Annotated in this window: 12 protein-coding genes; 4 read left to right on the top strand and 8 right to left on the bottom strand. The window is 72.9% G+C overall.

Annotated features, from left to right (window positions below; all coding sequences use genetic code 11):
* Positions 1 to 5: 5 nt before the first annotated feature.
* The 5 genes from pdxS to pgsA form a co-directional block, all read right to left on the bottom strand.
* On the bottom strand, positions 6 to 923 hold the full coding sequence (pdxS, locus tag ACFYPS_RS18710) for a pyridoxal 5'-phosphate synthase lyase subunit PdxS (RefSeq protein ID WP_354964159.1): 918 nt from the start codon (positions 921 to 923) through the stop codon (positions 6 to 8).
* Between the two features lie 148 nt (positions 924 to 1,071).
* On the bottom strand, positions 1,072 to 1,575 hold the full coding sequence (locus ACFYPS_RS18715; protein WP_354964158.1) for a hypothetical protein: 504 nt from the start codon (positions 1,573 to 1,575) through the stop codon (positions 1,072 to 1,074).
* Between the two features lie 83 nt (positions 1,576 to 1,658).
* Positions 1,659 to 2,819, bottom strand: a complete 1,161-nt coding sequence (locus ACFYPS_RS18720; protein WP_354964157.1) for a glycosyltransferase family 4 protein — start codon at positions 2,817 to 2,819, stop codon at positions 1,659 to 1,661.
* A 57-nt stretch (positions 2,820 to 2,876) separates the two neighbouring features.
* The gene (locus tag ACFYPS_RS18725) at positions 2,877 to 3,809 is read right to left on the bottom strand and encodes a phosphatidylinositol mannoside acyltransferase (protein WP_354964156.1); all 933 of its coding nucleotides are present in this window, start codon (positions 3,807 to 3,809) and stop codon (positions 2,877 to 2,879) included.
* Positions 3,810 to 3,855: 46 nt separating this feature from the next.
* The gene (gene pgsA, locus ACFYPS_RS18730; protein ID WP_089021603.1) at positions 3,856 to 4,485 is read right to left on the bottom strand and encodes a phosphatidylinositol phosphate synthase; all 630 of its coding nucleotides are present in this window, start codon (positions 4,483 to 4,485) and stop codon (positions 3,856 to 3,858) included.
* A 250-nt stretch (positions 4,486 to 4,735) separates the two neighbouring features.
* On the opposite strand from pgsA, the gene ACFYPS_RS18735 reads away from it, so the two are divergent.
* Complete coding sequence (locus ACFYPS_RS18735; RefSeq protein ID WP_387325752.1) at positions 4,736 to 6,892, top strand: elongation factor G-like protein EF-G2; 2,157 nt, start codon at positions 4,736 to 4,738, stop codon at positions 6,890 to 6,892.
* A gap of 446 nt (positions 6,893 to 7,338) precedes the next feature.
* Here ACFYPS_RS18735 and ACFYPS_RS18740 read toward each other — a convergent pair whose 3' ends face one another.
* Positions 7,339 to 8,397 (bottom strand): aldo/keto reductase, encoded by a 1,059-nt coding sequence (locus ACFYPS_RS18740; RefSeq protein WP_354964154.1) that lies wholly within the window; start codon positions 8,395 to 8,397, stop codon positions 7,339 to 7,341.
* Positions 8,398 to 8,494: 97 nt separating this feature from the next.
* Between ACFYPS_RS18740 and ACFYPS_RS18745 the strand changes: the two genes are divergently transcribed.
* Positions 8,495 to 8,977 (top strand): hypothetical protein, encoded by a 483-nt coding sequence (locus ACFYPS_RS18745; protein WP_354964153.1) that lies wholly within the window; start codon positions 8,495 to 8,497, stop codon positions 8,975 to 8,977.
* Between the two features lie 37 nt (positions 8,978 to 9,014).
* Here ACFYPS_RS18745 and ACFYPS_RS18750 read toward each other — a convergent pair whose 3' ends face one another.
* On the bottom strand, positions 9,015 to 9,527 hold the full coding sequence (locus tag ACFYPS_RS18750) for an HIT domain-containing protein (protein ID WP_172899152.1): 513 nt from the start codon (positions 9,525 to 9,527) through the stop codon (positions 9,015 to 9,017).
* Positions 9,528 to 9,704: 177 nt separating this feature from the next.
* On the opposite strand from ACFYPS_RS18750, the gene ACFYPS_RS18755 reads away from it, so the two are divergent.
* Positions 9,705 to 10,433 (top strand): D-Ala-D-Ala carboxypeptidase family metallohydrolase, encoded by a 729-nt coding sequence (locus ACFYPS_RS18755; protein WP_387325756.1) that lies wholly within the window; start codon positions 9,705 to 9,707, stop codon positions 10,431 to 10,433.
* A 46-nt stretch (positions 10,434 to 10,479) separates the two neighbouring features.
* Here the strand turns inward: ACFYPS_RS18755 and thrS are convergent, their stop codons facing one another.
* Positions 10,480 to 12,489: a threonine--tRNA ligase gene (gene thrS, locus ACFYPS_RS18760; RefSeq protein ID WP_354964151.1), complete on the bottom strand. Its 2,010-nt coding sequence runs from the start codon at positions 12,487 to 12,489 to the stop codon at positions 10,480 to 10,482.
* Positions 12,490 to 12,709: 220 nt separating this feature from the next.
* Here thrS and ACFYPS_RS18765 point away from each other — a divergent pair, with 220 nt between their 5' ends.
* Positions 12,710 to 13,684, top strand: a complete 975-nt coding sequence (locus tag ACFYPS_RS18765; RefSeq protein WP_354964150.1) for a DUF1775 domain-containing protein — start codon at positions 12,710 to 12,712, stop codon at positions 13,682 to 13,684.
* The last annotated feature ends 272 nt before the right edge of the window (positions 13,685 to 13,956 follow it).

Genomic DNA, 13,956 nt, shown 5'->3' on the forward strand with positions numbered 1-13,956 from the left:
GCGCCTCACCAGCCGCGCTCGGCCAGGCGGTGCGGCTGGGGGATCTCGTCGACGTTGATGCCGACCATCGCCTCGCCGAGGCCGCGGGAGACCTTGGCCAGCACGTCCGGGTCGTCGTGGAAGGTGGTGGCCTTGACGATCGCGGCGGCCCGCTGGGCCGGGTTGCCGGCCTTGAAGATGCCGGAGCCGACGAAGACGCCCTCCGCGCCGAGCTGCATCATCATCGCGGCGTCGGCCGGGGTGGCGATCCCACCGGCGGTGAACAGCACCACCGGCAGCTTGCCGCTGTCGGCGACCTCCTTGACCAGCTCGTACGGGGCCTGAAGCTCCTTGGCCGCGACGTACAGCTCGTCGGCCGGCAGCGAGGACAGCCGGCGGATCTCCTGGCGGATCTTGCGCATGTGGGTGGTGGCGTTGGAGACGTCACCGGTGCCGGCCTCGCCCTTGGAGCGGATCATGGCCGCACCCTCGGTGATCCGCCGCAGCGCCTCGCCCAGGTTGGTCGCACCGCAGACGAAGGGGACCGTGAAGGCCCACTTGTCGATGTGGTTGGCGTAGTCGGCCGGGGTCAGCACCTCGGACTCGTCGACGTAGTCCACGCCCAGCGACTGGAGGATCTGCGCCTCCACGAAGTGACCGATGCGGGCCTTGGCCATCACCGGGATGGAGACCGCCTCGATGATCCCGTCGATCATGTCGGGGTCGCTCATCCGCGACACCCCGCCCTGCGCGCGGATGTCGGCGGGCACGCGCTCCAGCGCCATCACCGCGACCGCGCCGGCGTCCTCAGCGATCTTGGCCTGCTCGGCGTTGACCACATCCATGATCACGCCACCCTTGAGCATCTCGGCCATGCCACGCTTGACGCGGGCGGTGCCGACGACGGGGGTGGTACCGGCGTTCGGGGCGGTGGTTTCGGACATGGGTCATCGCTCCTTGGACGTGCTCTGGGGGTGGCAGCGAAAATGCTACGCCCGAGCCAACGCCGCACCGACAGCCAATCAGACCCCCGGTGGCCTGCGATGTGGCCCTCGTCACCGGCCGCCGGAGTGGCCGGGCGCCAGCGGCCGGTCAGTTCGCGGGCACGTCCGCGGGCACCGTCAGGGTCGGGTCGTCGATGTCGAAGTACCGCGGCCACTCCCGGCCCCGCCCCATCCGCAACAACCGCACCAGCGGTCGGCTGCGCGCCGACCGGGCGTCACGCACGAGGTCGGTGTGCACCTGCCGGGACAACGCGAGCCGGCGACTGGCGGCGATGACCGCCCCACAGTCCGGATCGGCCGGGTCCAGCTGCACCCCGCGCAGCTGCCGGGTCAGGTCGTTCTCCGCCGCCTCCCGCTCGTCCGGAGGGGCGTCCAGAGCGATCCGGGCCGCCGCGTACAGCTCGACGCCGAAGCGCCGCTCGGCCAGCACGGCGGCGGCCGCCGCCCGGCGCAGCAGGTGCGCGTCGAGGGCCCGCGCCGCCAGTTCCGCGCGGCCCTGCAGCCGCTCTACCCGGCCTGCGGTCCAGATGAGGTACGCCCCGACCAGCCCCACGACCAGGATCGCGGCCACCACCCACCACATGTGCGGCATCGTAGTGCTGCTCCGTTTCCGTCCGTCCGGGCACGGCCACGCCCGTCACCCGGGTCAGCGTCCGCACCATCCGTCACACCGGCTCAGCCCAGCCCCACCCATTCCTGGTCGATGACCCGCCCATCGGTTGCCTCGATCGCCGCTGCGTATACCTCCAGAACACGGCGAGCAACCACCGGCCAGTCGAAATTCGCCACCACCTGATCGCCGCAGACGCTCAGCTCGGCCCGACCGGCCGGGTCGTCCAGCAGGTCAGCCAACGCGTCGCGCAGCCCCGCCGGGTCGCCGGTGGGGAAGAGCCGCCCGGCCCGCCCGCCGTCGAGCACCCGCCGGAACGCGTCCAGGTCGCTCGCCACCACCGTCGTGCCGGCGGCCAGCGCCTCGGTGAGGATCATGCCGAACGACTCGCCGCCAGTGTTCGGCGCCACGTAGAGGTGCACACTGCGCAGCATCCGTGCCTTGTCCGGCTCGGAGACCAGCCCGAGGAAGGTCACCCGCTCGCGCAGCTCGGCCGGGAACTGGTCGTACAGGTCGTCGGCGTCACCCGGGCCGGCGACCAGCAGCCGCAGCTCGGGGCGGGTGGCGGCCAGCTCGACGAAGGCGTCCCGCAGCACCGGGAAGCCCTTGCGCGCCTCGGTGAACCGGCCCAGGAAACCCAGCGTGCCGCCCGTACCCGGAGTGCACTCCCCCGGCCAGCCGGGCAACGGCTCGGCGTCGGTGAACTTGGCCACCGCCACCCCGTTGGGAATCTCCACGGCGCCGCCGTCCATGTGCTCCACCTGCACCTTGCGGGCCAGGGCACTGACCGCGATCCGGGCGGTGATCCGCTCCAGCACGATCTGGAGCACACCCTGCGCGGCGGCCAGCACCCGCGAGCGGGTCATCGCGGTGTGGAAGGTGGCCACCACCGGCCCGCGGGCGGACAGCACCGCCAGCAACGACAGGCTCAGCGTGAGCGGCTCGTGCACGTGCAGGACGTCGAAGTCGCCGTTGGTGATCCACCGCCGGACCCGGGCGGTGGAGACCGGGCCGAACGCGATCCGGGCCACCGAGCCGTTGTACGGCAGCGGCACGGCCCGGCCGGCGGAGACCACGTACGCCGGCAGCGGAGAGTCCTCGTCAGCCGGGGCGAGCACGCTGACCTGGTGGCCGAGCGCGATCAACGCTTCGGCGAGGTCCATCACGTGGTTCTGCACCCCGCCCGGGACGTCGAAGGAGTACGGGCACACGATGCCGATCCGCATGCGTCAGCGCCCCTCGTCCGAGACTGTGGGGCTCCGCCTCACCGTGCACCCACCCCCTCAGGCCTGACCGGTGGCCGACGAGGGCAGCGCGGCGCCGCCCCCCGTCCCCCGCTGGTCCAGCCACATCCGCTGCAACATGTGCCAGTCTTCCGGATGCCGGGCGATACCCGCCGCCAGACGGTCGGCGATCATCTGGGTCAGCGACCGGACCCGCTGGTCCAGCGGCCCGGTCTCGGGCGCGGGCACCGGCAGCGGGCCGGAGAGCGAGGCGCACGCCGCGTCCGGTTCGTACCACAGTGACGCCACGTAGAGCGGCGCACCGGTGTGCAACGCGAGCAGGGCCGGCCCGGCCGGCATCCGGGTCTTCCCGCCGAAGAAGTCCACCTCCACCCCGCGGGCGGAGAGATCCCGGTCGGCCAGCAGCGGCACCACCGCACCGGCGCGTACGCGATCCAGCAGCACGTCGAACGCCGGGCGCGGCCCACCGTGGGTCGGCAGAATCTCCATCCCGAGGACCTCTCGGAACGCCAGGAAACGCTTGTACACGCCCTCCGGCTTGAGCCGCTCCATGACCGTGGTGATCGGCCAACCGGTGGCCGCCACCCAGGCGCCGGCGGCATCCCAGTTGCCGGCGTGCGGCAGCGCCACCACCGCGCCCCGGCCGGCGGCCACGTCGGCGGCGAGCAGCTCGGCGCCGTCGAGCCGGAAACTGGACAGGATCTGCGACCGGCTCAGGGCGGGCAGCCGGAACGCCTCCATCCAGTACCGGGCGTACGAGCGCAACCCGCGCTTGACGAGATCGTCCAACTCGGCGTCGGGCAGCTCGGGGCCGACCACCCGGCGCAGGTTCGCGCGCAGTCGGGCCGTACCCCCGCCGCCGGCGCGGTGGGCGCGGTCCGCGCCCGCCTGGAACGCCGCCGCCACCAACGGCCGGGGTAGCGCGCGGACCACCCGCCACCCGGCGATGTAGCCCAGCTCGGTGAGGTTCACGCGACTCGGCCGCCGGTCGTCCGACGCCGGGTCGCCGGCACGCCACTCACGCCTGACCGTCCGGCTGGAGCTGTTGGGCCTGGCGGTAGACGTGCGCCATCCGCTGCCCCACCGTGAAGATCGACACTGCGGCGAGCAGCCAGAGCGCGATCTCCAGCGCCGGGTCGACGCCGACGCCGGTCAGGATTCCGCCGACCCCGACGATGAGCAGCCGCTCGGTGCGCTCGGCGATGCCCACGTTGCAGGTCATGCCCAACCCCTCGGCGCGGGCCTTGACGTACGAGACCAACGCGCCAGCGGCCAGGCAGAGCAGCGCGGCGGCCACTCCGGAGTGGTTGTTCTGGGTGGCCAACCAGTACGCGACCGCGCCGAAGACGGCGCTGTCCGCAACCCGGTCCATGCTCGAATCGAGGAACGCGCCGAACCGGGTGGAGCCACCGCTCATCCGGGCCATCGTCCCGTCGAGCAGGTCCGTGAGCGCGAAAACGGTCACGATCAACGCGCCCGCGACCAGATGGCCGCGGGCACCGAAGCCGAGGGCACCGATGAGCACACCGACGGTGCCCGCAACGGTGACGGCATTGGGGGTGACGCCCGCACGGAGCAGGGCGCGTGCGATCGGCTCGACGACGCGGGTCATCCCCGCGCGGGCCGACACTTGGAAGATCTTCGCCATGGCGGTCCCCACGATAACGGTCCGCCCAGCTCCGGCGATACGGCCGGTCCCACCGACCCGCCCGGGGGAGGCTTGTGCCTACCCGGCAACGGGTGTGAGATCGAGCCAGGAGGTGAGCCAGCTCACCCGTCCGCCCGTCCCGTTCCCGCTGTGCAGCAGACCACCGGAGGATATCGCCGCGCACTCGCCCCGGGCCGCTTCCCGTCGCGCGGCGGTCGCCACCAACCACCGGCTGAGGGAGGTGCGCCCCATGGCGCAGAAGAGTCAGGAGAAGGGTCCCGCCGGCGGCACGCCGGTGGTGACCGAACCCGACAGGGTTCGCAACGTGGTGCTCGTCGGGCACTCCGGAGCGGGCAAGACAACCCTGGTCGAGGCGCTGCTCGCGGCCACCGGCACGATCGGCCGGGCCGGCAACGTGGTCGACGGCACCACGGTCAGCGACCACGACCCGGCGGCCGTGCGCCAGCAGCGCTCGGTGAGCCTGGCCTGCGCGCCCCTGCTGCACAACGGCATCAAGGTCAACCTCCTGGACACCCCGGGGTACGCCGACTTCGTCGGCGAGCTGCGCGCCGGGCTGCGGGCCGCCGACGCCGCGCTCTTCGTCGTGTCCGCGGCCGGCGGGATGGACGCGGCCACCGTGGCGCTGTGGGAGGAGTGCGCGGCGGTCGACATGCCGCGTGCGGTCGCGGTGGCCGGGCTGGACCAGCCGCGCGCCGACTTCGACGAGGCGGTGGCGCTCTGCCAGCGGGTCTTCGGCGACAACGTGATGCCGCTGTACCTACCGATGCTCGGCGACGACGGGGTCTCCACCGTCGGCCTGCTCGGCCTGATCACCCGCCGGGTCTTCGACTACACCGCCGGCCTGCCCGCCGACGTACGCGAGCCGGACCCGGAGCACCTGCCGGCCATCGCCGAGTCCCGCAACGAGCTGATCGAGGGGGTCATCGCCGAGAGCGAGGACGAGACCCTGATGGACCGCTACCTCGGCGGCGAGGAGATCGGCACCGAGGTGCTCATCGAGGACCTGGAGAAGGCGGTCGCCCGAGGTCACTTCTACCCGGTCGTGCCGGTCTGCGCGGAGACCGGGGTCGGGTTGGACGCCCTGCTGGAGGTGCTGACCGCCGCGTTCCCGTCGCCGCTGGAGCACGAGGTGCCGCCGGTGGCCGGCGTGGACGGCTCGCCCCGCCCTCCGCTGACCTGCGACCCGGCCGGGCCACTGGTCGCCGAGGTGGTCAAGACCACCGTCGACCGGCACGTCGGGCGGGTCTCGCTGGTCCGGGTCTTCTCCGGCACGCTGCGCCCCGACCAGACCGTGCACGTCTCCGGGCACGGCATGGCCGAACGCGGCCACCCCGACCACGACGCCGACGAGCGGGTCGGGCACATCTACACCCCGCTGGGCGCCACCCTGCGCGAGGTGTCACTCTGCGTGGCCGGCGACATCTGCGCGATCACCAAGTCGGGCAGCGCCGAGACCGGCGACACCATCTCCGCCAAGGACGACCCGCTGCTGATCGCGCCGTGGGAGATGCCGGAACCGCTGCTGCCGGTGGCGATCGTCGCGCGGAGCCGGGCCGACGAGGATGCCCTGGCCCGCAACCTGGCCCGGCTGGTGGCCGGCGACCCCACGCTGCGGCTGGAGCGCAACCCGGAGACCCACCAGCTGGTGCTCTGGTGCATGGGCGAGGCGCACGCGGACGTGGTGCTGGACCGGCTGCGCGCCGGCGGCGTGGAGCTGGACACCGAGCCGGTCCGGGTGTCGCTGCGCGAGACGCTGACGGTGCCCGCGAAGGGGCACGGCCGGCACGTCAAGCAGTCCGGCGGCCACGGCCAGTACGCGGTCTGCGACATCGAGGTCGAGCCCCTCCCCCGGGGTGGCGGCTTCGAGTTCGTCGACCGGGTGGTCGGCGGCGCGGTGCCGCACAACTACATCCCGTCGGTGGAGAAGGGCGTCCGCGACCAGCTGGAGCGCGGCCTGGTCGCCGGCCACCCGGTGGTGGACCTGCGGGTGACCCTGGTCGACGGGAAGGCGCACAGCGTGGACTCCTCCGACGCGGCCTTCCAGACCGCCGGCGCGCTGGCGCTGCGCGACGCCGCCGAACGTGGCCAGCCGGCGCTGCTGGAGCCGATCGACGAGGTGACCATCCGGGTACCGGACGGCTCGGTGGGCGCGGTGATGGGCGACCTGTCCGGCCGGCGCGGCCGGGTGCTCGGCACCGAGCCGGACCCGGACGCCGAGGGCCGCACCCTGGTCCGCGCCGAGGTGCCGTCCACCGAGCTGCTCCGCTACGCCGTCGAGCTGCGCTCGATGACCGCTGGCACCGGCACGTTCCGCCGCCACTTCGTCCGCCACGACCCCATGCCCGCCCACCTGGCCGACCAGGCCCGCAAGGAACAAACCCCCTAACCACCCGCCCCGCCCCGCCGCCCGCGATCATCGAGTTGTGGTGCCGGACAGAACGGGAAGGCGTGGCTATAACGCCCACCACAACTCCATGATCGGCGAAAGTGGGGATTGGCGGGGCGGGGCGGGGGCTTCCGCCTTGCGCCTGTCGAGCTGCCCCGGAATCGGGGCAACACCGCACCGCGCGCACAGAGCCGGCGGGACACCGCGCGCACAGAGCCGGCGGGACCCCGCGCGCACAGAGCCGGCGGGACACCGCCCCAGATCCGGGGCAGCTCGACAGCGGACAGCATCGACATCGGTGGGGAGCCTCCGCGCGGGACCCGGAGTTGAAGCGGGCCTGCCGGCACGGGGTCGAGAGCGGCCGTGCGGGGTCAGCAGGGGAAGCGGCCCCCGCCGGGCCCGGGATGGGAACCCCTCGCAGGTCGGGAAGAACACGCCAGCGCGGATCAGGGGTGGGTGACGGGGTGGGTGGGGCGGGGCCAGTGCGGGCGGTCGGCGTCCCGCAGGGCGGCGGTGCGCAGGGCGGCCAGCTGGCGCTCCACCTCGGCGAACTGATCCAGCGGCAGCGGGCCCCGGTGCAGCGCGGCGGCGTTCTCCTCGACCTGTTGGACCGTACGGCAGCCCGGGATCGGGACGGTGCGCCCGCTGCGGGCCCAGATCCACCCCAGCGCGCCCTGCGCGAGGGTGCGCCCGTCGGCGGTGAGCGCGGCACGGACCACGCCCACCCGGCGCAGCCACTCCGGTGCCGGCCGGCCGCCACGGAACCACTCCAGCCAGCCCGCGGTCAGCCCACGCACGTCGTCACGGGGCAGCGTCGAAGCGGCCGAGTACTTGCCGGTGAGCAGCCCCATTCCGAGCGGCCCGCGGTTGACGCTGGCCAGGTCGTACTTGTCGCAGATCGCGAGCAGTTCGGGGGCGTCGTGCAGCACCGACAGGGTGTGCTGCACGGCGGTGGCACCCGCGGCCGCGTGCCCGAACGCGGTCGCCCGGTCGGGGCGGTCGGTGCTCCACCCGTACGCCCGGATCAGGCCCTCGGTCACCAGGTCCTCGCAGGCGCCGATCAGCGCCTCGGCCCGAGGCACCGGCAGGTCGGCCAGGTGCAGCTGGTACAGGTCGATCCGGTCGGTGTCCAGCCGGCGCAGCGAGTCGGTGACCGCTCGCCGCAGGTAGGCCGGCGACGCGTCCTCCCCGGTCGCCTGCCGGCTCGCCTCGTCGAAGGTGTAGCCCCACTTGGTGGCGATCACGGCCTCGTCGCGGCGGCCGGCGAGCGCACGCCCGAGCACCCGCTCGCCGTGCCCGGCGCCGTAGGTGTCGGCGGTGTCGAACAGGGTGACGCCCAGGTCGAGCGCGCGGCGCACCGCCCGCACGGACTCGTCGTCGTCGACCGCGCCCCAGCCCAGCGGCTGGGTCCCCTCCGCCCAGGGGCCGCCGATCGCCCAGCACCCCATGCCGAGGGCGCTGACCTCGATGCCGCTGCGCCCCAACGTCCGTGTCGTGACTGCCATCGAACGATCGTGCCACCTCCACCGAGTCCGGACGTAGCGGTTCCCGGGCCGGGGACGTCGGTGCGCGAACGCCGGTGCGGTGCGGCATGATCGGCCCATGCGACGGCTGGGCGTGGACATCGGCGGCGTGCTCATCGAGCCGGCTGACGAGGACGCCGACACGTCGTTCTTCGGCGCGCACTACCTGCGCACCCCCGCCGTCGACGGGGCGTTCGACGCGCTGGCAGCGCTCGGCCCGGAGTTCGACGAGGTGCACCTGGTCTCCAAGTGCGGCGAGGCCACCGAGCGGCGGACCCGGGAGTGGCTCGCCCACCACGACTTCCCGGCACGCACCGGCATCCCGGTCGAGCGGCTGCACTTCTGCCGGACCCGGCCGGACAAGGCGCCGATCGCCCGGCGGCTCGGGCTGACCCACTTCGTGGACGACAAGCTGGAGGTGCTCGGCTACCTCGACTCGGTGCCGCACCGCTACCTGTTCCGCCCCCGTCCGGCGGAGGTCGCCGCGCACGCCGGGCTGCTGCCCCGCGTACACCGGGTGGAGAACTGGCCGGAGCTGGCCGGCCTGCTGCGCGCCGGCTAGCCGGACCGGCGCGCACCTCGCGCGCCGGCGCGACGGGTCAGGAGGGCCAGGCGCGGGCGAGCAGGTCGCGGGTGTCGCCGAGCAGCTGCGGCAGCACCTTGGTGCGGCCGATGACCGGCATGAAGTTCGCGTCGCCGCCCCAGCGCGGCACCACGTGCTGGTGCAGGTGCGCGGCGATGCCGGCGCCGGCCACCCCGCCCTGGTTCATCCCCAGGTTGAAGCCGTGGGCGTTGCTCACCTTGCGGATCACCCGCATCGCGGCCTGGGTGAACGACGCCAGCTCGCTGGTCTCCGGCCCGTCCAGGTCGGTGTAGTCGGCGACGTGCCGGTACGGGCAGACCAGCAGGTGGCCCGGGTTGTACGGGTAGAGGTTGAGCACCACGAAGACGTGCTCGCCGCGGGCCACGACCAGGCTCTCCTCGGGCGGCAGCTTGGGCGCCCGGCAGAACGGACAACCGGTCGGCTTCTCGTAGCCCTCGGCCGGGCGATCCTCGCCGGAGATGTACGTCATCCGGTGCGGCGTCCAGAGCCGCTCCAGGCCGTCGGCCATCCCGCCGCTGTCCGTGTGCCGTTCCGCCCCTGTCACGAGCCGATCCTACGGAGCCGGGCGGGCGGGTTGCGACACCCACCGTTGGGAAACTCGATCGCCGGAAGTTGTTGACGGACTGGAACAGGAACATGAAGATTCCATGCATCCAGATACTTCCATACATTGATGGAGGGTTCCATGATCCGACGGCTCGGCAGGATCGTCGCGGCGCTTGCGCTCGCCGCCGCCACCACGGTGGCCGGCATCACCGTCACCACCAGCGCGGCACACGCCGACGGCTGCTACACCTGGGGTCGCACGCTGTCCCAGGGGATGTCCGGCGAGGACGTCCGGCAACTCCAGATCCGGGTCGCCGGCTACCCCGGCTACGGCGCCGTGCTCACCCTGGACGGCGCGTACGGCCCGGCCACCCGATCGGCGGTGATCCGCTTCCAGCAGGCGTACGGGCTGTCCGCGGACGGCATCGCCGGCCCGCAGACCTTCAACCGGATCTACGCCCTCCAGGACGACGACTGCACCCCGGTCAACTTCAGCTACGCCGAGTTGAACAACTGCAACAGCACCTGGTCCGGCGGCGCGGTCGCGGCGAGCACCGCCCGATTCAACGCGCTCGTCTCGATGTGGAAACTCCAGGCCCTGCGGCACGCCCTCGGAGACGTGTCCATCTCGATCAGCAGCAGCTTCCGCAGCTACGCCTGCAACAGCGCGGTCGGTGGGACGTCGAACAGCCGGCACCTGTACGGCGACGCGGTGGACCTGGTCGGATCCCCGTCGTTCTGCCGGCTGGCCCAGCAGGCCCGCTACCACGGCTTCGGGCAGATCCTCGGCCCCGGCTACCCGGACCACAACGACCACACCCACGTCGCTGCGGTCGGCGGCTGGTCGGCACCGAACTGCGGGATCTGACGCCCGGGCGACCGCCCCACATCGTGGGGCGGTCCGCGCCGGGACGCTACTCGGCGGCGGCGGACGGGCCGACGTTGGTCCGCGAGCTGACCACGTCGAGAACGTGGGTCACCGCCTCGGCGATCGGCACACCGTTGCGCTGCGAGCCGTCCCGGTAGCGGAAGGAGACCGTACCGGCCGCCACGTCGTCGTCCCCGGCGATCACCATGAACGGGATCTTCTGCTGCTGGGCGGTGCGGATCTTCTTCTGCATCCGGTCGTCGCCCGCGTCCACCTGCGCCCGGATCCCCTCGGCGCGCAGCGCCGCGACGAACCCGTGCAGGTAGTCGGTGTGGTCCTCGCGGATCGGGATGCCGACCACCTGGACCGGGGCCAGCCATGCCGGGAACGCCCCCGCGTAGTGCTCGGTGAGCACCCCGAAGAACCGCTCGATCGAGCCGAACAGCGCCCGGTGGATCATCACCGGCCGCTGGCGGCTGCCGTCGGCCGCCTGGTACTCCAACCCGAACCGCTCCGGCTGGTTGAAGTCGACCTGGATGGTGGACATCTGCCACGTCCGGCCGATCGCGTCCCGGGCCTGCACCGAGATCTTCGGCCCGTAGAACGCCGCGCCGCCCGGGTCGGGCACCAGCTCCAGCCCGGAGGTCGCGGCGGCCGTCCGCAGCGCCTCGGTCGCCTCCGCCCAGTCCTCGTCCTCGCCGATGAACTTGGGCGAGTCGTCGCGGGTGGACAGCTCCAGGTAGAAGTCGTCCAGGCCGTAGTCGCGCAGCAGGTCCAGCACGAAGCTGAGCAGCGTGGACAGCTCGCCGGCCATCTGCTCACGAGTGCAGTAGATGTGCGAGTCGTCCTGGGTCAGGCCGCGTACCCGGGTCAGGCCGTGCACCACACCGGACTTTTCGTATCGGTAGACCGTGCCGAACTCGAACAGCCGCAGCGGCAGCTCCCGGTACGACCGCCCGCGCGCCCTGAAGATCAGGTTGTGCATCGGGCAGTTCATGGCCTTGAGGTAGTAGTCCGCGCCTTCGAGCTGCATGGGCGGGAACATGGTGTCCGCGTAGTAGGGCAGGTGCCCGGAGGTCTGGAACAGCTGCGCCTTGGTGATGTGCGGGGTGTTGACGAACTCGTACCCCGCCTCCTCGTGCCGGCGCCTCGAGTAGTGCTCCATCTCCCGACGGATGATGCCGCCCTTGGGGTGGAAGACCGCCAGACCGGAGCCGATCTCGTCGGGGAAGCTGAACAGGTCCAGGTCCGCGCCGAGCTTGCGGTGGTCGCGCCGGGCCGCCTCCTCCAACAGCTTCAGGTACGCCTTCAGCTCGTCGCGGGTCGGCCACGCGGTGCCGTACACCCGCTGCAACTGCGGGTTCTTCTCCGACCCGCGCCAGTACGCGGCGGCCGAGCGCATCAGCTTGAACGCGCCGATCAGCCGGGTGGTCGGCAAGTGAGGGCCCCGGCACAGGTCCGACCAGCAGACCTTGTCCTCCTTGGCGTCGAGGTTGTCGTAGATGGTCAGCTCGCCGCCGCCCACCTCCATCACCTCGTCGGTGTCCAGGCCCTCGCCCTTGACCTCGATCAACTCCAGCTTGAACGGCTCGTCGGCCAGTTCGGCGCGGGCCTCGTCGAGGCTGCCGAAGCGGCGACGCCGGAACCGCTGTCCCGACTTGACGATCTCCTGCATCCGCTTCTCGACCCGGCTGAGGTCGTCGGGCTGGAACGGCTTGTCGACGTCGAAGTCGTAGTAGAAGCCGTTCTCGATCGGCGGGCCGATGCCCAGCTTGGCCTCGGGGAAGATGTCCTGCACGGCCTGGGCCAGGACGTGCGCGGTGGAGTGGCGCAGCACGTTCAGCCCGTCGGGCGAATCCAGGCTGACCGGCTCGACGACGGTCTCTTCGGCCGGCGACCAGTCCAGGTCGCGCAGCTGGCCCTCCGGGTCGCGGACCACGACGATCGCCTTGGGGCCGTTCGCGGGCAGTCCGGCCGCGGCCACCGCGTCGGCCGCCGTGGTCCCGGCGGCGACGACGACAGGGTCGGCCACGGCGGGGGTACGGGGTGCGGACACGGTGACTCCTTCATGCGGTACGAAACGGACGCCGATCCTCGGCTCCTGCCGATGCTATCGGTCCCCCCACCCCAGGTAAGGAAGGGCACCTTCCTAACGCCTCCGGGAGAGGAAGGGCACCTTCTTAACGGTCGGCGTTGAACCTTTCGCGCCCCGGAGCCGAACTAGGAGGTGTGGCCGGAACCGGTGCCGGTCGCGTCGACACGGATGGGGGTACCAGATGGCGAGCACGCACGGCGGTGGCTGGCGGCAGCGGACCGCGGCGGTGACCGCGCTGACCGCCGCCGGCCTGCTGCTCTGGCCCGGTACGGCGCACGCGGTGGACGTGACGACCACTCCGACCCAGGCTCGGCAGGGCGACGCGGTGCGGCTGGAGTTCACCGTGCCGGAACGGGCCGGTACGACGACCCGCCAGATCGAGGTTCGGTTGCCCGCCGACGCGCCGGTCGCCGAGGTGTACCCGATGTCGGTGACCGGTTGGGCGCCCCGGATCAGTTCCCGCACCCTGGACCGGCCGGTGGCCGGCATCCACTCCTCCGGGGTGAGCACCGTGACCACCGCGGTGACCTGGATCCGGATCGGCAAGGGCGAACCGGGCCCCGCCCGACTGGCGCTGTCCATGGGCCCGCTGCCGCAGGTCGAGCGGCTCACCTTCGAGGTGGTCCAGACGTACGCCGACGGCTCGGTGGTCCGCTGGGCCGACGCCACCGGCACCCACCGAGCCCCGGTGCTCACCCTGCTGCCGGCGGCGGCGGGCGCGGCCGGCCCGGCCGGGCACGGCGGGCACGGCGCCCCGGCGGCCGGTGCGGCGACCGACCCCGACGCCGGTGGCGCCCCCGCGCCGGCGGACCGCGCGGGCGGCAACGCCGAGGAGTCCGGCAGCGCCGACGTCATGCTTGCCGCCGGGCTGCTGGCCGGGCTGGGCGGCGGCGCGGCGATCGGCTGGCTGGTCAGCCGGTGGCGCCGGCGCGACCCGGCCGAGCGCGCCGCGCTGGCCGAGGTGACCTGCGGAAGCGACGACGATCCCGCGCCGACCGATGCGACGCCGGGTGGTGCGGCACCGGGTGATGCGACGTCCGGTGACTCCGCGCCCAGTGACTCCGCGCCGGGTGACTCGCCGCCAGTGGGGCCTGGGGCGCCAGCACAGGCCGACGCGGAGGCGGCGGCGGTCGCCACCCCGGTCCGCGCCGGCTGAGGCCGGCCCGCGCGGTCAGCGGTCCGCACCGTCAGCAGCCCGCACAGTCCGTAGCCCGCACCTTCAGCAGCCCGCGCGGTCGGCGGCCCACACGGTCCGCGGCCGTGGCTTCGACGGTCCGCATCCCGCGCGGCCGGCGGTCACGTCGCCACCTTTGCTCTGCTTCAACCCGCGCAACGGTTCAGGGCCGTGGCTGTTGCGTCGGCTGAAGCAGAGCAAAGGGCCCGAAGACGGCAGGGTGCGGTCGGCTCGGCGGTCCGACGCGGCGACGA

It is taken from the genome of Micromonospora sp. NPDC005087, assembly GCF_042872965.1.
In the GTDB taxonomy this organism is placed as follows: domain Bacteria; phylum Actinomycetota; class Actinomycetes; order Mycobacteriales; family Micromonosporaceae; genus Micromonospora.